This is a genomic window from Bradyrhizobium sp. HKCCYLRH2015, from assembly GCF_051168215.1.
In the GTDB taxonomy this organism is placed as follows: Bacteria; Pseudomonadota; Alphaproteobacteria; order Rhizobiales; family Xanthobacteraceae; genus Bradyrhizobium.
Window position 1 is genome coordinate 41,875 of the sequence record NZ_JBNPUO010000005.1, and the last position, 21,744, is coordinate 63,618.

25 protein-coding genes are annotated in these 21,744 nt (G+C 64.7%); 11 read left to right on the plus strand and 14 right to left on the minus strand.

What is annotated here, in order from left to right; genetic code table 11:
* Nucleotides 1–122: 122 nt before the first annotated feature.
* The 4 genes from ACQR1H_RS14210 to ACQR1H_RS14225 all read right to left on the minus strand — a co-directional run bounded on the left by ACQR1H_RS14210 (nt 123) and on the right by ACQR1H_RS14225 (nt 3,240).
* Entirely contained in the window at nt 123–419 is a 297-nt protein-coding gene (locus tag ACQR1H_RS14210; RefSeq protein WP_315804278.1) for a hypothetical protein, read from the minus strand.
* A gap of 119 nt (nt 420–538) precedes the next feature.
* A complete protein-coding gene (locus ACQR1H_RS14215; RefSeq protein ID WP_315804277.1) occupies nt 539–1,090 on the minus strand; it encodes a septation protein IspZ in 552 nt (183 codons plus the stop codon).
* Nucleotides 1,091–1,115: 25 nt separating this feature from the next.
* Nucleotides 1,116–1,700 carry a hypothetical protein gene (locus tag ACQR1H_RS14220; protein ID WP_316238723.1) on the minus strand — a complete coding sequence of 195 codons (585 nt, stop codon included), beginning with the start codon at nt 1,698–1,700 and terminating at the stop codon, nt 1,116–1,118.
* 115 nt (nt 1,701–1,815) lie between these two features.
* Entirely contained in the window at nt 1,816–3,240 is a 1,425-nt protein-coding gene (locus tag ACQR1H_RS14225) for a carotenoid oxygenase family protein (protein ID WP_316238722.1), read from the minus strand.
* A gap of 121 nt (nt 3,241–3,361) precedes the next feature.
* Between ACQR1H_RS14225 and ACQR1H_RS14230 the strand changes: the two genes are divergently transcribed.
* From ACQR1H_RS14230 to ACQR1H_RS14240, 3 genes are all read left to right on the plus strand, one after another.
* The gene (locus tag ACQR1H_RS14230) at nt 3,362–4,078 is read left to right on the plus strand and encodes a TetR/AcrR family transcriptional regulator (RefSeq protein ID WP_434907713.1); all 717 of its coding nucleotides are present in this window, start codon (nt 3,362–3,364) and stop codon (nt 4,076–4,078) included.
* A 45-nt stretch (nt 4,079–4,123) separates the two neighbouring features.
* Nucleotides 4,124–4,408, plus strand: coding sequence for a hypothetical protein (locus tag ACQR1H_RS14235; RefSeq protein WP_316218132.1), 285 nt, complete (start codon nt 4,124–4,126; stop codon nt 4,406–4,408).
* Nucleotides 4,409–4,645: 237 nt separating this feature from the next.
* The gene (locus tag ACQR1H_RS14240; protein ID WP_434872488.1) at nt 4,646–5,311 is read left to right on the plus strand and encodes an SET domain-containing protein; all 666 of its coding nucleotides are present in this window, start codon (nt 4,646–4,648) and stop codon (nt 5,309–5,311) included.
* 26 nt (nt 5,312–5,337) lie between these two features.
* On the opposite strand, the gene ACQR1H_RS14245 is transcribed toward ACQR1H_RS14240, so the two are convergent.
* The 3 genes from ACQR1H_RS14245 to ACQR1H_RS14255 form a co-directional block, all read right to left on the minus strand.
* Entirely contained in the window at nt 5,338–5,955 is a 618-nt protein-coding gene (locus ACQR1H_RS14245) for a class I SAM-dependent methyltransferase (RefSeq protein WP_316238720.1), read from the minus strand.
* Nucleotides 5,956–6,073: 118 nt separating this feature from the next.
* Nucleotides 6,074–6,472: a hypothetical protein gene (locus tag ACQR1H_RS14250; protein ID WP_434847212.1), complete on the minus strand. Its 399-nt coding sequence runs from the start codon at nt 6,470–6,472 to the stop codon at nt 6,074–6,076.
* Nucleotides 6,473–6,499: 27 nt separating this feature from the next.
* Nucleotides 6,500–6,730, minus strand: coding sequence for a hypothetical protein (locus ACQR1H_RS14255; RefSeq protein WP_316218128.1), 231 nt, complete (start codon nt 6,728–6,730; stop codon nt 6,500–6,502).
* Nucleotides 6,731–6,830: 100 nt separating this feature from the next.
* Between ACQR1H_RS14255 and ACQR1H_RS14260 the strand changes: the two genes are divergently transcribed.
* Together ACQR1H_RS14260 and ACQR1H_RS14265 are read left to right on the plus strand one after the other, a co-directional pair.
* Nucleotides 6,831–7,649, plus strand: coding sequence for a helix-turn-helix domain-containing protein (locus tag ACQR1H_RS14260; protein WP_315804268.1), 819 nt, complete (start codon nt 6,831–6,833; stop codon nt 7,647–7,649).
* 66 nt (nt 7,650–7,715) lie between these two features.
* Complete coding sequence (locus ACQR1H_RS14265; protein WP_315804267.1) at nt 7,716–8,381, plus strand: DsbA family oxidoreductase; 666 nt, start codon at nt 7,716–7,718, stop codon at nt 8,379–8,381.
* On the opposite strand, the gene ACQR1H_RS14270 is transcribed toward ACQR1H_RS14265, so the two are convergent.
* The 3 genes from ACQR1H_RS14270 to ACQR1H_RS14280 form a co-directional block, all read right to left on the minus strand.
* A complete protein-coding gene (locus ACQR1H_RS14270) occupies nt 8,359–9,501 on the minus strand; it encodes a GNAT family N-acetyltransferase (RefSeq protein WP_434907861.1) in 1,143 nt (380 codons plus the stop codon). The genes ACQR1H_RS14265 and ACQR1H_RS14270 overlap by 23 nt on opposite strands.
* A 232-nt stretch (nt 9,502–9,733) precedes the next feature.
* A complete protein-coding gene (locus ACQR1H_RS14275; protein ID WP_315804266.1) occupies nt 9,734–10,780 on the minus strand; it encodes an HD-GYP domain-containing protein in 1,047 nt (348 codons plus the stop codon).
* Between the two features lie 210 nt (nt 10,781–10,990).
* Entirely contained in the window at nt 10,991–11,380 is a 390-nt protein-coding gene (locus ACQR1H_RS14280) for a hypothetical protein (protein WP_434907714.1), read from the minus strand.
* A gap of 242 nt (nt 11,381–11,622) precedes the next feature.
* On the opposite strand from ACQR1H_RS14280, the gene ACQR1H_RS14285 reads away from it, so the two are divergent.
* Together ACQR1H_RS14285 and ACQR1H_RS14290 are read left to right on the plus strand one after the other, a co-directional pair.
* On the plus strand, nt 11,623–13,119 hold the full coding sequence (locus tag ACQR1H_RS14285) for a caspase family protein (protein WP_316182499.1): 1,497 nt from the start codon (nt 11,623–11,625) through the stop codon (nt 13,117–13,119).
* A gap of 278 nt (nt 13,120–13,397) precedes the next feature.
* The gene (locus ACQR1H_RS14290; RefSeq protein WP_434907862.1) at nt 13,398–15,371 is read left to right on the plus strand and encodes a pyrroloquinoline quinone-dependent dehydrogenase; all 1,974 of its coding nucleotides are present in this window, start codon (nt 13,398–13,400) and stop codon (nt 15,369–15,371) included.
* A gap of 15 nt (nt 15,372–15,386) precedes the next feature.
* On the opposite strand, the gene ACQR1H_RS14295 is transcribed toward ACQR1H_RS14290, so the two are convergent.
* Together ACQR1H_RS14295 and ACQR1H_RS14300 are read right to left on the minus strand one after the other, a co-directional pair.
* On the minus strand, nt 15,387–15,638 hold the full coding sequence (locus ACQR1H_RS14295) for a PilZ domain-containing protein (protein ID WP_315716061.1): 252 nt from the start codon (nt 15,636–15,638) through the stop codon (nt 15,387–15,389).
* 147 nt (nt 15,639–15,785) lie between these two features.
* Nucleotides 15,786–16,226 carry a PaaI family thioesterase gene (locus ACQR1H_RS14300; RefSeq protein ID WP_434907715.1) on the minus strand — a complete coding sequence of 147 codons (441 nt, stop codon included), beginning with the start codon at nt 16,224–16,226 and terminating at the stop codon, nt 15,786–15,788.
* Nucleotides 16,227–16,497: 271 nt separating this feature from the next.
* Here ACQR1H_RS14300 and ACQR1H_RS14305 point away from each other — a divergent pair, with 271 nt between their 5' ends.
* Together ACQR1H_RS14305 and ACQR1H_RS14310 are read left to right on the plus strand one after the other, a co-directional pair.
* Nucleotides 16,498–16,794 (plus strand): hypothetical protein, encoded by a 297-nt coding sequence (locus ACQR1H_RS14305; RefSeq protein WP_315804261.1) that lies wholly within the window; start codon nt 16,498–16,500, stop codon nt 16,792–16,794.
* A gap of 111 nt (nt 16,795–16,905) precedes the next feature.
* Nucleotides 16,906–17,151, plus strand: a complete 246-nt coding sequence (locus ACQR1H_RS14310; RefSeq protein ID WP_315804260.1) for a hypothetical protein — start codon at nt 16,906–16,908, stop codon at nt 17,149–17,151.
* 339 nt (nt 17,152–17,490) lie between these two features.
* Here ACQR1H_RS14310 and ACQR1H_RS14315 read toward each other — a convergent pair whose 3' ends face one another.
* On the minus strand, nt 17,491–17,730 hold the full coding sequence (locus ACQR1H_RS14315) for a DUF6894 family protein (protein ID WP_012045383.1): 240 nt from the start codon (nt 17,728–17,730) through the stop codon (nt 17,491–17,493).
* Nucleotides 17,731–19,683: 1,953 nt separating this feature from the next.
* On the opposite strand from ACQR1H_RS14315, the gene ACQR1H_RS14320 reads away from it, so the two are divergent.
* On the plus strand, nt 19,684–20,127 hold the full coding sequence (locus tag ACQR1H_RS14320; RefSeq protein WP_434907716.1) for a hypothetical protein: 444 nt from the start codon (nt 19,684–19,686) through the stop codon (nt 20,125–20,127).
* On the opposite strand, the gene ACQR1H_RS14325 is transcribed toward ACQR1H_RS14320, so the two are convergent.
* Nucleotides 20,081–20,302, minus strand: coding sequence for a Lar family restriction alleviation protein (locus ACQR1H_RS14325; protein WP_434907717.1), 222 nt, complete (start codon nt 20,300–20,302; stop codon nt 20,081–20,083). The two genes, ACQR1H_RS14320 and ACQR1H_RS14325, sit on opposite strands and share 47 nt — an antisense overlap.
* A 329-nt stretch (nt 20,303–20,631) precedes the next feature.
* On the opposite strand from ACQR1H_RS14325, the gene recA reads away from it, so the two are divergent.
* Entirely contained in the window at nt 20,632–21,720 is a 1,089-nt protein-coding gene (gene recA / locus ACQR1H_RS14330) for a recombinase RecA (protein WP_315804259.1), read from the plus strand.
* The last annotated feature ends 24 nt before the right edge of the window (nt 21,721–21,744 follow it).

Consider the following 21,744-nt stretch of genomic DNA (forward strand, 5'->3'; position numbering starts at 1 on the left):
CCCGCAAGGCGGTCGCGTGCCCACCGTCAGTCGGAGCATTGCGGAGCGAATGGTGGGCACGGCGCGGGAGAGCACATCGCCATCGAGTGGCGGCGTGGGCGCGCCTTTGCCCACCTTACGGATCAGCCGCGCGCGCCGGTGAACGGGAAGCTGCCCATGAAGCCGATGCCCATCTCGCCGGAGATGGTGTCGCCGGCGACCTTGCCCTTGAAGTCGAGCGTCAGCGGCATCGGGCTGGTGATGGAGACCTTCCAGGCGACGTCATCGCCGTTGACGGTGCCGTCGAAGATCTCGGCGGAATCGCCCTCGGCGGCCTGGGTGCCGGTCAGCGTCGCGCCCGAGCTCTTCACGCTCAGGGTCGCGCTGCGCTCGCCCATCGGCGTGTTCAAGGTCAGATTCCAGTTGCCGTCCACAGCCATCGATCGTTCTCCTGGCGTTGCGCTTTGCGGACCTCGAGGCGGCGGCCTCGAGGATGCGTTCGGCCGCCCCTATAGCGCATCTTTGCGCGTAAGCCCATTGCGGCGATCGGATGCAGCGGTCAGGCCCGGGCCGCCCTGAGGCGGTTGGCGACCACGAAGCGGAAGGCGATGAACTGCAGCGCGAAGGCCGCGACCTTGGCGCCGCCCGCAACCACGGTGATGTAGAGCACCCACAGCTTGATGTCGCCGGTCATGGCGACCGCGATGGTGCCGAGGCCGAGCGCGAACATCAGCGCCGCCCAGGCATAGCCGGCGATGGTGACGTATTCCGGGATGGTCTCCGACACGATCGGCGGCACGTAGCGCAGCATCCAGCCGCGCTTCAGCATGATCAGCCCGATGGCGAAATGCCCGATCGCGGGCTTGGCGAACATGAAGCGGGGATCGTTGGTCAGGAGCGTCACGCCGCCGAGCACGATCACGAGGCCGACGCTGGCATAGGCCATGAAGCTGAGGTGCACGCCCTTGATGCGCGCCCAGACCACCTGCACCACGGCGACGGCCACCGCGACGGCGGTCGCCAGCACCACGTCGTCGGTCGCGATGTAAAGGAGGAAGAACACTGCGGCCGACAGGAAGTCGGCAATCAGCTTGGCAAACACGACTTTCACGCACGTCTCCTGCAGCAGACCCCGGTCACGAATCTTGGCCGGACATTGCGGCGGCAGTCTGCGCTGCCACGTCCTTTGTTCGGCGGTAGTCAGGATACCAGCGCGTGAAATAAAGTGCACTGTTGCGGGCGGCAAAGGCGATGGCGAGGCCGGTCCAATAGGGCAGGCCGGGCACGTAGAGCGTCATCAGATTGCCGACGATCATCAGCAGCGCGGAAGCAGTCCAGGCGCCGGTGATGACGTAATTGGCGCGCAGGAAGCCCGGAATCGCCGCGGTTTCCGGAGGGACGGCCTCGAGCGCATATTGCAGCGTGAACGGCATGCGCAGCAGCATCGAGCCCAGCGACAGCGCGAAAATGCCGCAGTCGACCGCAAGACGCACCATAGAGGCGCTCGGCGTGGGATCGATGAGCTGGAGGTAGGCGGCTACGGCGGCGAACACGACGGCCGAGCCGAGGCCGAGGATCTTGATCGACCGGCCCTTGATCACATCCAGCGCCACCACCGCAAGGCACAGCGCGGCGCCGACGGCCAGGCTGAGCGTGGCCGAGACCACCATCATCAGCGCAGCATAGACGCCATAGGGCGCAAGGATGAGGAAGATCGTCATAAGTTCGCCCGGCCAATCTTTACACTGCCAAGATATTTAGAGTCCGTACGGCGTCGGGTCAAGCAAATCTTGACAGTGTCAAAATCTTGTGACTTCGCAGCTTACGCAAGGCTTTTCAATGCCTTGGATCGTCAGCCCCGACCCAATTGCCGTGGAAGCCGTCGGGCACGCGATGGCCGAGATGCACCAGTGCCACCGGCCCATTGCCGATGTCGGTGGCGTTGAACACCGCGAGGTCGGACGTGTTGCTCTCGGCGCGCCAGACCACCGTGAGCAGCCAGCCGTCGCCTTCGGCGGCATCGCGGCTGCGCGGCACGAACACCGGCTCGGACAGGGTGTCGCCAGCGGGCAGCAGGTGCGTCGCCCGGCGCGTGCCGGCGCCGTCGACATGGGCGAGCCCGGACAGCGCGCCGAACTGTGGCCCGTCGGGATTGGCGCAGGCGTACCAGCCATGTTGGCTGGCGAGACCGGCGCGGCGGTCGTCGATGCGGGGGAATTCGCCGGTGAGGTCGTCGAGATAGCTCTGCGAGAAGCGGTCGGTGTTGCCGGCGAGGTCGAAGCTCCAGCGGCACAGCCGCGCGACCGACTTGGCCGGATCGGTCGGGCGCCCGTCGGGATGCGGAAACAGCGGCGCTTCCTCGAACTGCATCACGTCGGCGACGATGCGGTTGCCGTCCTCCCAGGCGTTCATGATGTGGAAGACGTAGCAGGCGTCACCGCGAAACCAGACGATGTCCTTGATGTCGCCGCTGCGCTTCATCACACCGACATAGGCGCCCTTGTCGGGCTCCCAGGCATAAGGCGGCCTGCCGGACATTGCGCGCTCGATGCTGCCGGTGAGCGGCAGGATTGGAAACAGCACGTGGTTGGCCGTGACGATGAAGTCGTGCACCATGCTGGCATAGGGCGCCTCGAAACGATCGAGGCGCGTCAGCCTGCCGGCCGCATCGACCGTGCCGTAGGACAGCGCCGGCGTCAGCGGACCGGCGGCATTGTAGCCGAAGAACAGCAATTCGCCGGTGACCGGATCGGTCTTCGGATGCGCGGTGAAGGCGCCGCGCAGGCGGCCGCCGAAATCGTGATAGCCGCGGGTGGCGAGCGTGCCCGGCTCGATCTCGGTCGGCAGATGCGCCTCTTCGAGCGCGAGCAGGCGGCCGGCATGGGCGATGACGTTGGTGTTGGCGACGCCGCCATCGGTGACGTCGGCCGGCGCATCCGGCAGCCTGCGGCCGAAGCCGCCGAACAGGGCGCGGCCGGCCTTGCGCTCGGCCTCGAATTTCGGGGTGCGGATCCAGCGGTTGCGATAAGACGCGCGGCCGTTCTCCAGATGGAACGCGTGCAGCATGCCGTCGCCGACGAACCAGTGCGAGCCTGGCGAAGAGAATTGCGGGTTGGGGCCGTTGCGATAGAGCGTGCCGTTCAGCTCGCGCGGCAGCTCGCCGGTGATGGCGAGGAACGGCGCGTCGGCCTCGAACGGGATCGGCGCGATGTTGTCGCGCGGAGTGCGGCGCTGGACTGTTTCTTTCGACGGTCCATTCATGGCGTGTCCTTCCCCTCGATGCCAGCTTTATCTTTACGATGTAAAGATAAAGCTACCGGCCGAGAAGTCCGAGGTCAAGGCTAATCTTTACGCTGTCAAAATTGCTTGTATAAGGAGAAGCATGACGAAGATCGAACAGGCAAGACTGAGCAGGCACCGGACGACGACGGCGGCGGCCCGGACGCGATCGCGGCGCGCGGTGAGCGCGGGCGAGCCGGCCGCCCCCTATCATCACGGCGCGCTGCGCGATGCGCTGCTCGAAGCTTCCGAGCGCGTGCTGGAGCGCGACGGGCTGGCCGGACTGACCTTGCGCGCGGTGGCGCGCGAGGCCGGCGTGTCGCATGCGGCGCCGACGCATCATTTCGGCGATCTCACCGGGCTGGTCAGCGAGCTCGCGGCAATCGGATTCACGCGGTTCAATGCAGCGATGAAAGCGGCCGGCGAGCAGCCGGGCACGCCGATCGAGCGGGCGATGGCGCGGGCCCGCGCCTATGTCGCCTATGCGCAGGCCAATCCCGGCATGTATGGACTGATGTTCCGGACGGAGCGTCTGGATTATTCTCGCCCCGCGCTGCACGAGGCCGCGGAAGCCTCGTTTGCCGGACTCGCGGGCTCGGTCGCCGCGCGCAGCGAAGGTCCGGTCGGCGACGAGGAATTGTCGCTCGATCAGTCGGCAGCGATCGCCCGCGCCTGGTCGCTGGTGCACGGCTACACGATGCTGCTGCTCGACGGCCGCCTTGCCGACATCCTGCGCCGCTCGCCGCCGGGCACCACGGCCGAAAAGCTGCTGGAGGCGATGCTCAGGGCCACGGTGCCGAAGCTGCCGCCGGGCGCGTAGTTCGACGCACCGGAAACCGGGTGGGGGATCATGCGTTGGCAATGCATGGCACGAACCCCACGCGCTCCCTGGAGCAAGGCCAATCCGCGCAAGCGCGCCGGCAAGGCCTCCACCCATCTCACTCCGGCCGAGAAGGCGACGGCCAAGGCCCGCGCCCGGCGCGCCGGACGGCGCTATCCCAATCTGGTCGACAACATGCGCGTCTTGGCCAAGAAGGCGGCAAAGACCAAGACCAGCGGCCGCAAGCGGGCGGCGAAATCGAAGACCGGGAAGAGCGCATCGAAGCCAGCGAGCAGGCGCACGTCCGCCGTGCGCAAGACCGCGAAGTGACGTTCGCTGCGGCCGCCCGGCCGACGGACGCAGCCTAGAGCATAAGCGCGGCGCTGATTCGCGCCACGTCGCGATGTCGAAGGATTTCGAGCGGCAGGGCCCCTGATGACCGGAACTCGTCCTGCGCAGGACGCTGCAAGCTGGGGACGGCGCGAAACGGCGGCGGGAAACACCTGACAGCGTCGCGAATTTATCCTAGAACGGCGGCCTCGCGAGGTCCAAGTCTTCTCATCACTCATGCCTGTCATCCCGCAATCCAAACCCTATCGCATCGGTCGCTCCAAGACGGGGCTCGGCCTGTTCGCCACCCAGCCGATCAAGAAGGGCACCAAGATCATCCGCTATTTCGGTCCGCTCCTGGATTCGAAGAAGGCGGAGGAGGATGCGATCGAGAACAAATATCTGTTCGAGCTCGACAAGCGCTGGACCATCGACGGCTCGATCCGCGAGAACGTCGCCCGCTACATCAACCATTCGTGCAAGCCGAACGCCGAGTCCGACGTCAAGCCGCGCAAGAAGAAGATCTTCATCCGCGCCATCAAGAACATCGAGCCCGGCGAGGAGATCAACTACGACTACGGCACCGACTATTTCAAAGCCTATCTGAAGCCGATCGGCTGCAAATGCGACGCCTGCGAGAAGAAGCGGGCCAAGAAGAAGGCGGAGGCGCGCGCCGAGCGGGCGCGGGTGAAGGCGAAGGACGCGCGCAAGGCCGAGAAGAAGGCGAAGAAAAAGGCCGAGAAGCTGGTCAAGGACAAGGCCAAGCAGCGGTCCAAGGCAAAAGCCCAATCGGGCGCGGCGGCTCGCGGCAAAGCCAAGTCCCGGCGGCCGGCTGCCGGCAGTCGCGGCAAGACCAAATCCACCCCCGCAAAGACGCTGACCAGCCGCGCCAAGGCGGCCTGATCTGGCGGGCCCGTTTCCGGGATCTCTCAGGACGGCTTGCCGAAGGCCAGCGTCGTCCAGGTGATTCCGGCCGCCCGGTTCTCGGCGCCGAGCGACTCGCCGAGGCGGTTGAGCCGGAGCGTCAGCCCGAGCTGGCGCGCCGGCTCGATGATCGTTTCGGCCGCGACCTCGAACATCCGCCGGCCCGGCGGCACCGGCCCATGCCGCAGCGTCATGATCAGCAGTCCGCCGGGGGCGACCCGTGCCGCGATGTTGGGCAGCGCGCGTCGCCGCTGCGCCTCGTCGAGATGCATCAGAACGGCGGTCAGCATCACCAGGTCGAACTGCTCGTCACGAGCGGCCAGTGCGGCCAGATCGGGAAGGCTGTCGTCGATCCAGGTGATGGCGGGGGAGGGATGCAGTTGCATGGCGCCGACGCGTAGTGCCTCGGTCGGCTCGACGGCCACCACCTGATGTCCAAGGCTCGCAAACCAGGCGGCGTCGCGGCCCGTGCCCGCACCGATGTCGAGCACGCGCGCTGGCGCGGCGGGCAGCAGGTGAAGCACGGCGCCATGGACCTGTTCCGACGGAATGCTCTCGTAGCGCACGAAGAGACTGTCGGCCTCGGTGGCGTAGCCTTCCGTTCCGATCACCTGCGGTTGCATCGCTGCGATCCCCTGTCGATCTCAGATTATGCAGAAGATGCATTCGCCGCGCATGTCAATCTCGGTTCGGTCGCGAGCGCCGGGCCGCTCGATCATGAAGCCCGGCGCTCACCGCCGGTCAGGCCGTGACCGCGACGGTGCTCCGGCGCAAGCCCATATACTGCAATTCGGCGAAGACGCCGGTGCCCACCGCCTGCACCGCGACGAATATCTCGCCGAGCACGTTCGGTGTGACGACGCCCGAGAACAGCAACGCGATGCTGCCGACCGTCCACGCCGCATTGCCGGCGATGACCAGAAGGATCAGCGGCCTTGGAGCCATCTGCCGCCAGCCCAGCCAGCCGACGAAGCCCACGTAGACGATCAGGAACAGCCCGGTCTCGAGCAGCAGCGCGTCAGGCAGTTGCAGCAGCGTCGCCAGCGGCGAAGCGCCGAAGGTGAGCGCGAGTCCGGCAACGCCGCTGAAGGCGGCATCGGCGAGCAGGGCGCGGCGGAGCAGGGCGGACGAGGTGATCATGTCGGGTCTCCTTCAGTTGGGGGCGGTTCAACGGAACCAGGCCAGGAGCTGACGCCGTAGCCGCGCCGGGCGCAGCGAGCGCGCGGCTCTCGTCTCGATCGCGTACACCTGTGCGAAGACGAGGCTGCCCGTGACGTGCAGCAGCGACTCCGGCATGTTGAGCGAGCGCGCCAGCAGCGATGTCGCGAGACCCGCCAGCCATTGGCTGGCGGCGGTGAAGGGGAAGGAAAGGGTCTCGGGATCGCGCTGCCTGCTCATCGTCATCTCCTGTGGTGAGGACGATGACCTGCGCCGGGAGGCATTTCGATTACCTGGCAGATCATGGAGGCGCTGACGTCAGCGTGATAGGTCTCGGATCATGAATGCACAGCTTGCTTCGGCGCGCGCCGACCGCGCCAGACCCGCTCATGTCGGCGAGCACTTGCGGCAATGGCGGCAGCGCCGGCATCTGTCCCAGCTCGATCTCGCACTCGATGCCGAGATCTCGGCACGACATCTGAGCTTCGTGGAAACCGGCCGCTCCGCGCCGTCGCGCGACATGGTCCTCAAACTGGCGGAGCGACTGGACGTGCCATTGCGCGAACGCAACGTTTTGCTGGTGGCGGCCGGCTACGCGCCCGCCTTCCAGCAGCGCCCGCTGGATGATCCGGCGCTCAAGCCCGCGCGCGAGGCGATGAACCTCGTGCTCAAGGCGCACGAGCCCAACCCTGCGCTGGCGATCGACCGGCACTGGAACCTGGTCGCGGCGAACCGCATGATCGCGCCGCTGCTGACAGGGGTTTCCGAGCGGCTGCTTGCGCCGCCGCTCAACGTGCTGCGGGTGGCGCTGCATCCGGAGGGGCTCGCGGCGCGGACGGTGAACCTCGCCGAATGGGCCGGCCATCTGCTGGAGCGATTGCACCGGCAATGCGAGGCCACCGCGGATGCGGATCTGCTGAAGCTCTATGAGGAGCTGAAGTCCTATCCATTCCCCGCGCGATCGGCGCCGCTCGCGGCCGACAGCGTCGCGATCCCATTGCGGCTTCGGGTCGGCGATGACGTGCTGAGCTTCTTCTCGACGACGATGGTGTTCGGCACGCCGGTCGACATCACGCTGTCGGAGCTGGCGTTGGAGACCTTCTTTCCCGCCGATGAGCTCACTGCGCTCAGGCTGAAGGAGATGGTTACCTCGCCGTGACCCCGCTTGTGTTGGCCGCGCGTGGGCTTATGTTGGGCGCAGCCATGGGAACTTGGAGGCACGCGCATGAGCACCTTGAAGCCGCTGATCATCGATGTCGTCTCCGATGTCGTCTGTCCCTGGTGCTACATCGGCAAGAAGCGCATCGAGGAGGCGCTGAAGCTCGTGCCTGACGTGCCGGTCGAGGTGAACTTCCGGCCGTTCTTCCTCAATCCCTGGGTGCCGCGCGAGGGCATCAGCCGCGAGCAGTACCTCACGACCAAGTTCGGATCGGTCGAAGCCTACAAGGGAATCGCAGGCCGCGTGGTCGCGGCCGCGGAGCAGGAGGGGCTGAGCTATCATCCCGATCGTGTCGCCCGTCAGCCCAACACGATCGATTGTCATCGCCTGATCCGCTGGGCCGGCGAGATCGGCAAGGCGCCGGAGATGAAGCAGCGGCTGATGGAGTTGTACTTCCGCGACGGCGGTGATCTGACCGACGTCGAGGTGCTGGTACAGGCCGCAGCGGATTGCGGGCTCGATGCCGAGGTGGTCCGCAAGATGCTGGCGACGGACGAGGATGTGGCGCTGGTCTCGGCCCAGGCGCAGGAGGCCGCAGAGAAGGGCATCTCCGGAGTGCCGACCTACGTCTTCGCGCAGAAATACGCCGTCTCCGGCGCGCAGGATCCGCAGATGCTGGCGCGCGCCATCCGGCAGGTGTCGGCGGAGGTCAACGCCGAGGCGGCTGAGTAGTCGGCCGGCGCTTTCGGAGGGCGCGGATCCCGTGCACCGCGCGGCGTGCGATGGTCAGGCCTTCGCGTCGCGCAGTCAACGCGCCGTGAATAAGCTCGACGACCGGATCGCGCGCATAGAGCGGGATCATCACGTCGCCGATGGCGAGGCGTTCGCGCCATATCGGGTTGATCATGGGATGGTCGGGACCGGCGGTGGAGTCGGCGGCGTTGATCTTCGGATCCGCGCAAAGGTGCCGCGTCAGGTCAAGTGTCAGCTGGACACCGGGCGAGTATTTCGCGAAGCGCTCGTCGACGCCGAGCTTGAAGAAGAAGGCGCGATCCTGATGCCGCAAGACGACGCCCGCCGCAACGGTGGTGTCGCCCGCCATGAGGCTGATGATCTCGCAGGCCCCGTGCTGTGCCAGCGCCGGTGCAGCGCGTCGGATGAACGCCGCGTCGCCGTCGTGCTGGATCAGCGCAGTGCCGCGATGTCCCTTCCAGCCGCTCGCCTCCAGCACCAGAAACGTCTCCAGCGCAGTCGAAACGTCTCCGGGAGAACGCGCGACCTCGAAGCGAACCTCGCCATGCTCGGCCAGCCGATGACGCAGGCGGCGCAGCTCCTTCAGCTTCTTGGCGCCAAGCGCGTCATGCAGCACCTGGTCGCCGACGCCGGTCGCATCGAGAAAGGCTCTTTCATAGGATTGCAGCACACGCGGGCGCAGATCCCCACGACGAAGCGCCGCCTCGAACGCCTGCATCACGGAGCCTGCCAGCGACATGTCGCGCAGCAGCAGGGCCCGAGCGCCCGTTCGTCGCGCGGCATCGAGCAGTTGCGCCGCAGCCCGCTCCGCGCGCACGGCGTCGAGCAGCGGCGTGCACAGCGTGCCGTAGGGATGGCCGCTGGCGAGCGCAGGCAGGGGAAGCCTGCAGGCATGCCATAAAGAGGTCGTGGGCATCAGGCCGATGAGACGCGAGGGCTGATCGTCATCCCATGCGCACAGCGCCGATGTTCCGGTGCGGCCGCGCGCCGTGGCGTTCACCGCGCGTTCCCAGCCGGGCAGGTAATAGCCGTTCGGCTCGCGCGCACGCTCCGCCAGATCCTGCCATGCCTGCGGTGAAACGGTCTCCAGCGGCACCAAGTCGGCGGCGCGCTTGCGCGCGAGCGGACCGGCCTGCTGGTTCCCTGCCGTCGATGAAGCCGTTGCAATCGCGCGATCGATGATCTCGGCCACGTCCCGATAGTCCCCTCGCGGCGCGGACAACCCGCACCGCGTGGGCGACACTAGCGCAAAGCTGACAAGAGACGCTTGCCGCCGGCCAACAATTCGAATGGATGCGTTAACGGCCGGTTCAGCATGTCGCCGGATGCGGTCAGCGGATCAGCGCGACTTCGCGGAACGCGCCGATCAACGGCTTCTCGAGCTTGCCCTCCATCCCCTGGAGGATCTCATAGGCCTTCTCGCGCGTCATCACCGGCTTGTAGCTGCGATATTCGATCAGCGCCGAGAAGATGTCGGAGATGGTGAGGATGCGCGTCAGGTCCGGGATGCTGTCGGCCATCAGCCCGTCGGGATAGCCGCTGCCGTCGAGAAATTCGTGATGGTTACGTACCGCCTTCAGCACTTCGTCGGTGATCGCTGCGTTGTCCTTCAGTGCATCGTAACCAGCCACGGGATGGGTTTCCACCAGCGTGCGTTCCTTGACGTCGAGCCGGCCCGGCTTGTCGAGAATGGTGAGCGGGATCTTGGCCTTGCCGATGTCGTGGAACATCGCGGCCATGTAGAGACGCTCCAGATCGGAGCTGTGGACGCCGAGGCTCAAGCCGAAATCCACGGTGATGCCGGTCACCAGCAGGCAGTGCTGATAGGTGCCTTCGTGATGGCGGCGAACGGTGGCGAGCCAGTCGGACAGACCGTTTTCCGCTATACAGTCGGCGATCCGCTTGCCCGCCCGCCGGGTCTCCTCGACGTCGATCGCAGTACCGCCCAGCACGGCTGCGAACATCGAGGCGATGCAGGACGCGCCCGCAAATGCAGCCTGGCGGTCGTCGGTCGCGATGCTCTTGGCTGCAGAACCGGGGCGCGCATCGAGCAGCTTTCCGAGCAACTGATTGCGGCTCGGCGTGCTCGACAGCACGCTCGTCGCACCGAGCGCATAGGCCTGGACCGTCGACAGACGGGATTTGTTGTTGGTCAGGAAGATCCGCCGCGGAATACGCGAGAGCCGGTCGGAGATTTCCTTCAATGCGGTGATGTTGTCGACGTGGCGCAGATCGGCGGCCACGACAATCGCGTCGATGTCGCCGCCTTTGAAGTCGGCATCACCGATCAGTTCAGATGTGAGCGAGCAGCGTTCGGCCAGCATGCCGCGAAGCATAGCGAGCTTGGCCGTGTCATCGCCGACGAGGTGAACGTTCATGGAAAACCAGGTCCAGGGTCATTCCGCGTTTGTGGGCCCCGATGTTCCGCAGGAATCGTTAAATTTGAGCCATTCGTTCGCTGTGCGGTTGCGGATTTGCGTTAGCTAAGAACTAACAATCTGCGAGCGGTGCGGTAGTCCGTTCCTGCACGCCCGCCGACAGGGCGAGTTCCAGTCGAGTTGGCGGATCCAGCTCGTCTTCGGAGGGAATTACTTCGTCGGCAGGACGGCTTTGTAATCTTCAGAAGCACAGTCGTTGCTGGCCGCCGCGCGCCGCCGGTCGATGATCTCGTTGTGCCTGATCATGAGCCGATAGGTCTGGCGCCGAAGCGCGGTTCCACTGGCGGATGTGATCTGAGCCCGCACGCAGGCGGTCCATGTATCGCCGCCATCGGAATGTCGGGCGGATGTGGCCTCGAGATCGCGCGGCAGCGTCGTTGCGACGAAGATCATGTCGAGATTCTTGCGCACGAGAAGCGCGACGTCCGGCGCGGCTTCGGGCGGTGGCGGCTCGGGCGCCTTGGCCCGCATGAAGGCCGGCAGGCGCGCATTGCTGTCGGCGGCGCAGCCGGTCAGAAGCAGGGCCGAGAGCAGCCCCACGTGTGACGCAATCCGCCGCATGTCGCCTCGCCCCCCGTTTCGGCGCGGACGCTAGCGGGTGATCGCGGCATTGCTGCGGGGATCCCGTGAAGCAACGATGTCCGGTCGCGGCCGGAGGCCGTCATGCGCGCGAACGGCGCCTGCCGTGCGGCATCGTGCCCACCGGATTGTGCCCGTCGGCATGAACCGGGCCGTGAACCGGCTCGACCAACAGGGCACGCCATGAGCAGATTGGAGATCCCATGTTTCGGCACGCTCTCAGGGCTGCATTGCTCGCCGGCGGCCTGTTTGCCGGCCTTGCTCCCGCATTGGCCGAAGGCAGCAGGCTGGCGCTGGTGATCGGGCAGTCGGCCTATCGTTCGGTGACGCCGCTGCCGAACCCCGCCAACGACGCCAAGGCAATGGCGAAGATGCTGGGTGAAGCGGGGTTCGACGTGACGACCGCCGCCGATCTGTCGCAGCGGGACCTCAACAAGGAGGTGGGCGACTTTGCTGCCAAGATCGCGGCCAAGGGACCCGACACGGTGGCGCTGGTGTTCTATGCCGGCCACGGCTTGCAGATCGATGGCGAGAACTATCTCGTACCCGTCGACGTCGATCCGCGGCGTGAAGCCGACATTCCGCTGCAGGCCGTGCGTCTCAACGATCTCCTGAACACGCTCAATTCGGTACCGAGCCGGATGCGCATCCTGCTGCTCGACGCCTGCCGCAACAATCCGTTTCCCGCCATCAGCCAGAACGCGGGCCGCGGCCTTGCGCTGGTCGACACCAAGACCGGAGCGCCGGGCACCTTCCTGTCCTACTCGACCTCGCCCGGCGCGGAAGCCGAGGATGGCACCGGCGCCAACAGCCCCTACACCACGGCACTGCTGCAGGCGGCGCGGGAGCCGGGCCTCCCGATCGAGCAGGCATTCAAGCGCGTGCGCGTCGCGGTGAACAAGGTCACTGAGGGCCGGCAGACGCCGTGGGATTCGTCGTCCCTGACGGAGGATTTTCGCTTCGTCGGGTCGGCAGATGCGGGCGCTGCCAATGCCGGCCCGCGGCCGGTCGTCGCCAAGCGCAGCGTCGACGAATGGAAGCGCAGCCTGGAAGGCAAGCCGATCGAGGCCGCCAACGAACTTATCGTCGGCGACGGCAGCGTCGAGGCCTATGAGGCGTTCGTGGCGCTCTACACCGCGCCGCCCTATGGCCCGCAGGCGCGGGAATGGCTCGACCTCCACAACAGGATGGCCGCCTGGAACGAGGCGGTGCTGATCAATACGGTGGCGTCCTATCAGGGCTTTCTCGACCGCTATCCGACTAGCGACCTGACCCCGACCGCGCGCAAGCTGATCGAGCGCCTGCGCAACCGGCCCGTGGTGACGCCGGTCGTGGCGGCCGCCAATGCAGCGATCCCGGCCGCTTCGGCAGCCCCGCCGGTCGTGCCGGCCGTGGCTGCGGCAGGCCCGACCTGCCCATGCTCGCAGACGCCTCCGCCGGCCCGGAAGTCGGAGAAGCGGGTCGAGGAGAAGCCGGCGAGGAAGCGCGACGAGGACCCGCCCAAGCGCGCCGGCCGCACGCCCCGGCGCGACCCTGGCGACGATGTCGTCGTCTATGCGCCGCCGCCTCCGCCGCGCGTGTATTATGGACCGCCGGTGCGCGTGGCGCCGCCGGTGAGCATCGGGATCGGCGGCGGCTATGGCGGCGGCTATGGACGGGTGCCTCAGAACTATCCGGTACGGCGTGGTTACGGCTACTGAAGCTTGCTGACATCCGTGCATCGATGTGGCCGCCCGCAGGGGCGGCCATTGACGTTGGCGGGGGATGTTCGTTCGGGTCATCCTCTCGGTTCTGCCATTCGTCATCGCTCCTCACCACTCGTCCCGTGGATGCCGCCGTCCGTCCCATCCCGCTCGATCCGTCCGCGAAGGCTGCTTTCATCGTCCCGGTGCTCCGCTTCGGATGCCGTCTGAGGGAGGGAAGGGTCATGTCGTTGCGGCGAGCGGGTGTTTGTGCGGGCCTCGTCTGGAGCCAGCTGATGGTCGTGCCGGCCTTTGGCTGGCAGCACTGGGGCGGCGATGCCGGTGGAACGCGGTTCTCGCCGCTGGCGCAGATCACGCCTTCCAATGTCGATCGGCTGGTGCCGGCCTGGGACTATCACACCGGGGATCTGCAGAGCCGGCCGCCCGCGGCAGCCTTGCGGACCAAATTCGAGGCGACGCCGATCCTGGTCGAGGACAGCCTGGTGTTCTGCACGCCGTTCAACGAGGTGGTGGCGCTCGACCCAGGCACCGGCGTTCAGCGCTGGCGTTTTGATCCCAAGGTCGGTAGCGGACGGCGCCCGGCCAATCGCTATGCCTGCCGCGGCGTTGCCTATTGGGTGGACGAGCGGGCGCCCGCCGGCACGGCATGCCGCAGCCGGCTGTTCATGGGTACGGTCGATGCGCGCCTGATCGCCCTCGACGCGCAAACGGGACAGCCCTGCGCCGGCTTCGGAGCGGACGGCGAAGTGCGGATCGACATCGGCAAGGACCTGCTGTGGCCGGGCGAGTTCCAGATCACCTCGGCGCCAGTGGCGGGCAGGGACGTCGTCGTGGTCGGCTCATCGATCGGCGACAACGTGCGGGTCGATGCGCCCAGAGGCACGGTCCGCGGCTTCGATGCCCGCACCGGCGAGCTGCGCTGGAGCTTCGATCCGCTGATCCATGACGGCATCGCGGCGGGACATGCGAACGTCTGGGCGCCGATGTCGGTCGACGAGGCGCGCGGCCTCGTGTTCCTTCCGACCTCCTCGCCCAGTCCGGATTTCTTCGGTGGTGCGCGTCCGGGTGACAACCGGCACGCCGATTCCGTGGTCGCTTTGCGGATCGAAAGCGGCGCGCTGGCCTGGTCGTTTCAGACCACCCATCATGACGTCTGGGACTACGATCTGCCGGCGCAGCCGATGCTGGCGCGGATCGAGACCGGGCAGGGGGCGCGTGACGTCGTGATGCAGCCGACCAAGCAAGGCTTCGTGTTCGTGCTCGACCGCGACACCGGCGCGCCGGTCTGGCCGGTGGAGGAGCGCGCAGTGCCGCAAGGCGCGGTCGAGGGTGACGTTCTGTCGCCGACGCAGCCGTTCCCGACCCATGTGCCGCCGCTGCTCGATCAGCGCTTCGCGGCGGGTGATATTTTCAGGGCCGTGCCGCGCGTCCTGGATTCCTCCTGCGATGATCAGCTCGCGCCGTTGCGCAATGAGGGTCTCTACACGCCACCGACGACTCAGGGCACGCTGCTGTTTCCGATGACCGGCGGCGGCGTGAACTGGGGCGGCGCGGCGTTCGATCCCGTCCACCAGATCCTCTACGCCAATGTCAGCCGCGCCATCCACATCGTCAGGCTGATCCCGCGCGCGGAAGCCGACCGGATGAAGGCGCCGCGCGGTGTTGATTTTGGACTGCAGCGCGGAGCGCCGTTCGCGGTGACACGGGCGGTCGCGATGTCCAGGCTCGGCCTGTTGTGCAACCGGCCGCCATGGGGCGAAATGGTTGCGGTCGACCTCAAGGCCGGAAAGATCCTGTGGCGCTCGACCGTCGGCACCACCGAGGATCGCGCGCCGCTCGGGCTGGCGTTCAAGTGGGGCACGCCGCTCGTCAACGGCGTCGTGGTCACAGCCGGCGGCCTCGTCTTCACCGGCGCGATGGACGCCTATCTGCGCGCCTTCGACGCTGTCTCAGGTCAGGAGCTCTGGCAGGGCCGGTTGCCCGCGCCGGGCGTCGCCAATCCGATGACCTATCAATGGAAGGGCGAGCAATTCGTGGTGATCGCAGCGGGGGGGCATTCGGAGGCGGGAACGTCGCTCGGCGACAGCGTCGTGGCGTTTCGGCTGGCGCGGGATGGCGAAGGGCCCTCGCTATGGTCACGGACGATTGATCGCCCCGGCGGACGGTTTGCCGCCGGTGTGCTGCTCGCGGCCATTGTGCTGGTTGGTCTGTTCGTGGCGTTGTGGCGATGGCGCCTGCGGCGGGCCTAGCCCTCCGCACCGCCATCAGTCGAATGCGACGCCGATCCGCTTGTCGTGGCTCCAGACTGCGTGGCAGCGCCGCGTGAACTTGTCGGCCGGGATCACCAGCGTGAAGGCTTCGGGCAGACCGACCGGGCTGACCACCTCGACCCTGGCGCCGGTATCGGACATGTTGCGGACCATGCAATCGACCGCGCCGCCGCCGTCGAACGCCAGCCTGCCCTGCTTCAGCACCCGATGCCTCGGTGCAATGCGCTTGTCACTCGTCTCGCTCATGGCCTGTAACCCGGTGCCGAATGACGTCACCTTTCGCGTCAAAAGCACCTAAAATAAATCACGCTCGCGTTTCGATCAGATGAATCCGGCCCGCGAGGCCCGGGCCGTCGCCTTCACGTTTCGTTAACCCCGGCCGGGCCGCGCGGATCAGAGCATCGCGAAGGCGCTCGACACCATGGCCACCGGCTTGCCATCGCCGGCGCTGGTCAGTGTGACCCGGCCGAAGCTCATGGTGCGGCCCATCCGCACCACGCGCGCATCCGCCAGCACGTCGGCGGATGCAATGGCGCGCATGAAATGCGTGGTCTGGTCGACAGTGGTCATCGGCCGGTAGCCGCCGCTGGCGGTGACCATCCCGATCACCATCGCGGTATCAGCAAAAGCCATCAGCGCCTGGCCGCAGACAACGCCATTGTCGCGGCAGAGCCGCGGCGAGAACGGCATGCGCAGGATGGCGCCGGCTTCGCCCAGCTGGGAGGGCGCGATGTCCTCGACGATCAGGCCAAGATCCTTGATCCAGGGAGCGAACACGTCATCGAGGATTCGCCTCGCGTCGTCGATGGTGAAGTTCGGGGTCTCATTCGGCACGCGCGGAGGTCCTCCCATGGTCTTGTCGATTTGTCTCGTCGACTTTTGTCGCCGCGATCGGCGGAGCCGCCGGAATGTTGCCGCAGAGCGGCGGCTTGAAAAGGCCGGAGTTGGAAAACTATGATGATGGCACACCGTGGAACAGACGGCAGGTGCGCGCAGACGGTGCGGCCGCGAACATCCCGCCTGCGGTCCACCGTTTCGGCACAGTGTCGCGGGCTTGGCGCATGGCGAGGCGATGGTATAAGGCGCCTCTACCGGGGAGTAACCAATGAAGAAGCTGATCGTGACGATGGCGGTCGCCGTGCTGGCCGGCTGGGCGGTTCCCGCGATGGCGCAAATGCCCAATATCAACCTTCTCGCCGACGGTCCCTCCAAGACGCCCGAGGAAAAGGAAGCTGAAGCGGCGCGGGAACAGGCCTACAGGGACACCATGCGCAAGATTCCGGATGCCAAGACGAGCGCCGATCCCTGGGGCAACGTACGTGCGGCGGAGCAGCCCAAGGCGGCGCCTGCCATGAAGACCACCGCGGCCAAGAAGCCGAAGGCTGTCGGCAGCACCAATTGAGATTCATCGCGTTCGGGTCGGGCGGGCTCTGACCCTCCGGGCCGATTGCGGACTCGGATTCCTCGCGGCCCCGTCTATATTGACGGTGTGGCAGCGCGTTGGAGTTCGTCGATGGGGATGCGGCCCCGGGACATTGCCAGCCGGATGGCGGCCCGGCGCCAGAAGGGCGCCGCACAGGCTCGCGACGGCTACGTTCGCGACACGTTCACGCTGCCGCGCGAGCAAGCGCGCGCCAAGGCCCGCGACTATCTGACCCGCTATCCCAAGGCCGGCTACATGAGCGCCGTCGAAAGCTGGCGCGAGCTTCCCGACGGGGCGATCGAGTTCACGATGCGGCGGCTTCCCAGCGCCGATTGAACGATTCCGACAAGCGCCTCATTCCTTTTCGCCAAGAAGCTTGCGTGTGTCGCGATTGATGAAATGAAGCCGCGTGCAGGCCTTGCAGACCACGGTTTCATAGGAGCACGTGGGATCGCCTGGCTTCGGCTCTTCCAGCCAATGCTGCACGTTCATCCCCGTTCGCGGACATTTGAAGATCAGATTACCCATACAAATTTAAATGTCTGCCAGGATGCAGACAGGCATTTTGATCTCGATCAAGCTCGGCTGCCGAAATGACGCGCAGTCGACCTCGCCGGCCACAGGCTGAGGTTGTGATTCTCGTCGGTGACAATCCACAAGAGGCCTGGCGAGCCGTCAGGCCTGATCCAGCGACTCGGCGACGATCCGGATGCGGAAGACCGGCTGCCGTGCCTCGTCGAGCAGCTCCATCTGCCATTCGGAGTTTTCGGCGAGCTTGCGCGAGATGCTGCTGGCCATGTCGGCGCAGACGGTGGTCATCTCTTTCCAGGCTGCGTTGCGGTCGGCGCACTCGGTCCCATACTCGGACGCGCCTGAGAAGTGGCCGTTGCGGATACGAAAGAAATAGAGCGGCATTGCCAAAACCGGTGAGCCCTGACCGCCCCAGGCCGCTGGGTTTGATGTACGCACCACAAATGGAAGCGCAAAACCCACTCGGATCAATTCCGGTAAAATACGGTCGGTCGCGCTGTTCGCTTCGGTTAGGCTGATTGCCGTTGGTGATGTGCGGCGCAACCGGGCACAGCGAAGGCCGACGAATGAGCCTCGGACCGCCGCGGTCCGAGGCTCGGCGTCAACGTCGTAGCTTCCCAGCAAGGGCAGTTCGGCAATGACACAATTAAATTAGTACGAAACCTGTCGGCGTGCCTTGCGTCAGATCAAGGTTGCAATCTCGATCAACCGCCGCGGGACGCACTTGGCTGCGGTCGAAGATCCGTTCCGGCACGACTGTCAGTCGGTAGGCAATCTGCGTCGCGCCGTCGACCATTTCCAGGAGTTCGTCGCAGGCCGGACAACGCCTCTCTCCCGTGGCGCCTTGCTGCGAGTGAAGCTCGATCCTTTGAAGGCCGGCCCTGCAGGACGGACACGTCACGTCATCTCTTGTCATCGCCGATATGAAGCGCAGCGCCCGCAATCCGTTCCCCGACATCACGACAATGACGGAGGGAGATGCATCCCGAGCGGAGCTATCAACGTCGAAAGCCCCGGACGTCGTCCGGGGCTTTCTTTCGGCGCGGATGGTTTCAGGGCCGTGCGCCTACGGGTGACGGAGCCTGCAAATGTTGGAGCTGGCAGGCTGCAAGGGATCGGTCGACGCCGCATCACTGACAATACATCACGGACAATACGGGTCAGCCATCATCGCAACGAACAAACAAATCCGGGGCTGATCAAAAATTTGCTCAGACGTACGACAACCGCGATCCTATAACGCAACCCAAAGTTTATGACAATGGTTTGTGGCTTGAAGATGTCGTGAGCGCCGGCGTGCCGCGTGATGCGGATCACGCGGGTCTTGTCCGGGCCATTCCTCAGGCCGGCATCAGGAGCTGCGCGAATGGCGCGCTAGCCCATCCTCGGGCATGGTCCGACACAGGGGCGTTCGAGGTTCGTCGTTTCATCTGTCGCTCGTCATATGGCGGTCGTCGAGCTGCTCGGATGCCGCTTGGTGCGGAACTTCATGGCCGGACTCTGCTTGCAGGGCGGCTGCACATCTGCATCGAAATCGTGCGTCTGCACGCACGATGAGCCGAACAAAAGCAGAAGAGGCGAGGGAACTTCGTTCTTCTCAGGAGAACCACGGACCGTGCGATCTACGCACGCGTGTAGGAGTTTGGTAGTTTCAAGGAAAAGTCTTGACGAGCTCGATCGGTCCGACGATCGCGGCATTGAAGTCGGCGAGGTCAGAGTGGGGTGTACTGGTCGCGCTTCCATGTTGGGATGGCTCGACGCCGTTATGCTTATTCCCCGAAGCGCCAACAGTTCGTCCAGCTACAGGTGACCGATGCGGATGCTGACCATCGTCCACACCCCACACTTTAGCGCATGATGGTGGTGCGCATGGATGGTCAGGCGATAAGTGGAACGGATGCTCTTCTCTCGCGATACGCGCATGGTGGTGATTGCAATTTGCGGGCACGAACAATTTTTAGCTGAGCATCGGATCCCGCATCCGATCGGTGAGAACGTTCGGAGTACGAAGCGGCGACCGTATTTAAATACCGCAAATTAGTCGCGAGTAGTTAGGCTCATGCTCTCCTATCAAACTCGTCAATTTGTAATTGCGGCCTTCTCTTGAAAGAGCCTAAGCTGTGGCAATGTTTCGAAGTATCCGAAGTTGTTATTCTGCATATATTGGTCGGGGGTACTATGGAAGGATTTAGTGAGTTTGAATCATTGAGATGGCAAATCGAAGCTAGGTCGCGTATTCAGAAGCTATTATTTAAGATTTGCTGTTTTCTAGAGCGATATTCGGAATTTCCAAGTGAAGCCGAAGCGCGAGATGACTACTGGGGAAGGATGGCGTGGATGGTCGACGCTTCGTTCTCCCTTTGGCGTTCAGCCTTTCTTACGGATGTCTCCCGTGACCGCAAGATCGTTTTCGAGCATATGAAGGAATTCGTTAGAAAGGTTCTCGAGCAGAATGCGATAACATTTGCTGATGATCATAGGCTTCGTGCTTTGGCAGTGGGGTATTACAACGCCAACGCTCGATATCGAATTGAACGCTTATACGAGAACCACCCAGAACTGCTCGATATCCCAGCGGTGGCGAAAGTCAGCGAACTTTCCGGTCGGGATCTCGCGAAGGAAGACCAAGCGGTTCTTTGGGACTTCTATTTCAACGCGCTTGAGCAGACGTTCGATTGGTTTGAAAGTAGCTGGATCAAAGTGATGCGGCCGGGAAACGCTAAAAAGCAAGATCCTAACGTCGTCGGCGATTCCAAAGCAGAGCAGCATCCTTCTCAGTAGGCCCGACTACACTTGGATGTACGTAGCATTCCTGCGCTGTGCAAGCGATGGATACGCCTTGGCCTGATGCCGCGCTGACTTCCGGCGGTTCCCCACAAAAAGGACAATCTAAAACCAATATGTTCGTTGCGCGCCGACTGTTGATCGTACGAAAATCCTGCAAGGCTACGGTCATGGCGAGGTCCTCTACAAGTTAACGCCAACGTTTCGCGAAGCGTTCCAGATGTTGGATGCCAACTCCTGACCAAAAGATAATAGAAGACAGTGACTTTGTTCAGAATGCGCCCCAACGCTACCAATTTCGAGAATCTTAGCAAGAGGGGGGTGCTAGCAAAAAACTCAAGGTTTAGTGGTGCCAAAAAGCGGAAGGTTCGGTGGCAGGCCGGGAAAAGCAAAAGAACATATTGCGAACAAAGAACGGATGGAGTACATTCACCTCAAGATTGCTGGCCGACCTCGTTAACCGTTTGTCCATCTCGCGAATCCCCGCCATAAGGAGCGCCAATGTCCGCCACCGCCCTGCGTATCGTCGAAGGTTCCTCAATGGATAAGAGTAAGGCGCTCTCTGCTGCGCTGTCCCAGATCGAACGTCAGTTCGGCAAGGGCTCGGTGATGAAGCTGGGCAAGAACGACCGCTCGATGGATGTCGAGACGGTGTCGACCGGCTCGCTCGGGCTCGACATCGCGTTGGGGATCGGTGGGCTGCCGAAAGGGCGCATCGTCGAGATCTACGGTCCGGAATCCTCGGGCAAGACCACGCTGGCGCTGCACACGGTGGCGGAAGCGCAGAAGAAGGGCGGCATCTGTGCCTTCATCGATGCCGAGCATGCGCTCGATCCGGTCTATGCGCGCAAGCTGGGCGTCAACATCGATGAGCTCCTGATCTCACAGCCGGATACGGGTGAGCAGGCGCTGGAGATCTGCGACACCCTGGTGCGTTCCGGTGCGGTCGACGTGCTGGTGGTCGACTCGGTGGCGGCGCTGGTGCCGAAGGCCGAGCTCGAAGGCGAGATGGGCGAGTCGCTGCCGGGCCTGCAGGCCCGCCTGATGAGCCAGGCTCTGCGCAAGCTGACGGCCTCGATCAACAAGTCCAACACGATGGTGATCTTCATCAACCAGATCCGCATGAAGATCGGTGTGATGTACGGCTCGCCGGAGACCACCACCGGCGGCAATGCGCTGAAATTCTATGCCTCGGTCCGCCTCGACATCCGCCGCATCGGCGCGATCAAGGAGCGCGACGAGGTGATCGGCAATTCCACCCGTGTGAAGGTGGTGAAGAACAAGCTGGCGCCGCCGTTCAAGCAGGTCGAGTTCGACATCATGTATGGCGAGGGCGTCTCCAAGATGGGCGAGATCCTCGATCTCGGCGTCAAGGCCGGCATCGTTGAGAAGTCCGGCGCCTGGTTCTCTTACGATAGCCAGCGTCTCGGGCAGGGACGTGAGAATTCGAAATCGTTCCTCAAGACCAATCCGGACATGACCGCCAAGATCGAAGCCGCGATCCGCCAGAACTCCGGCCTGATCGCCGAGCAGATCCTGGCCGGCAATGCCGAGCGCGACGCCGACGGCGAGGAGCCGGCGGAGGAGTAGAGCTACGACGGCGGCGGGTGCCAT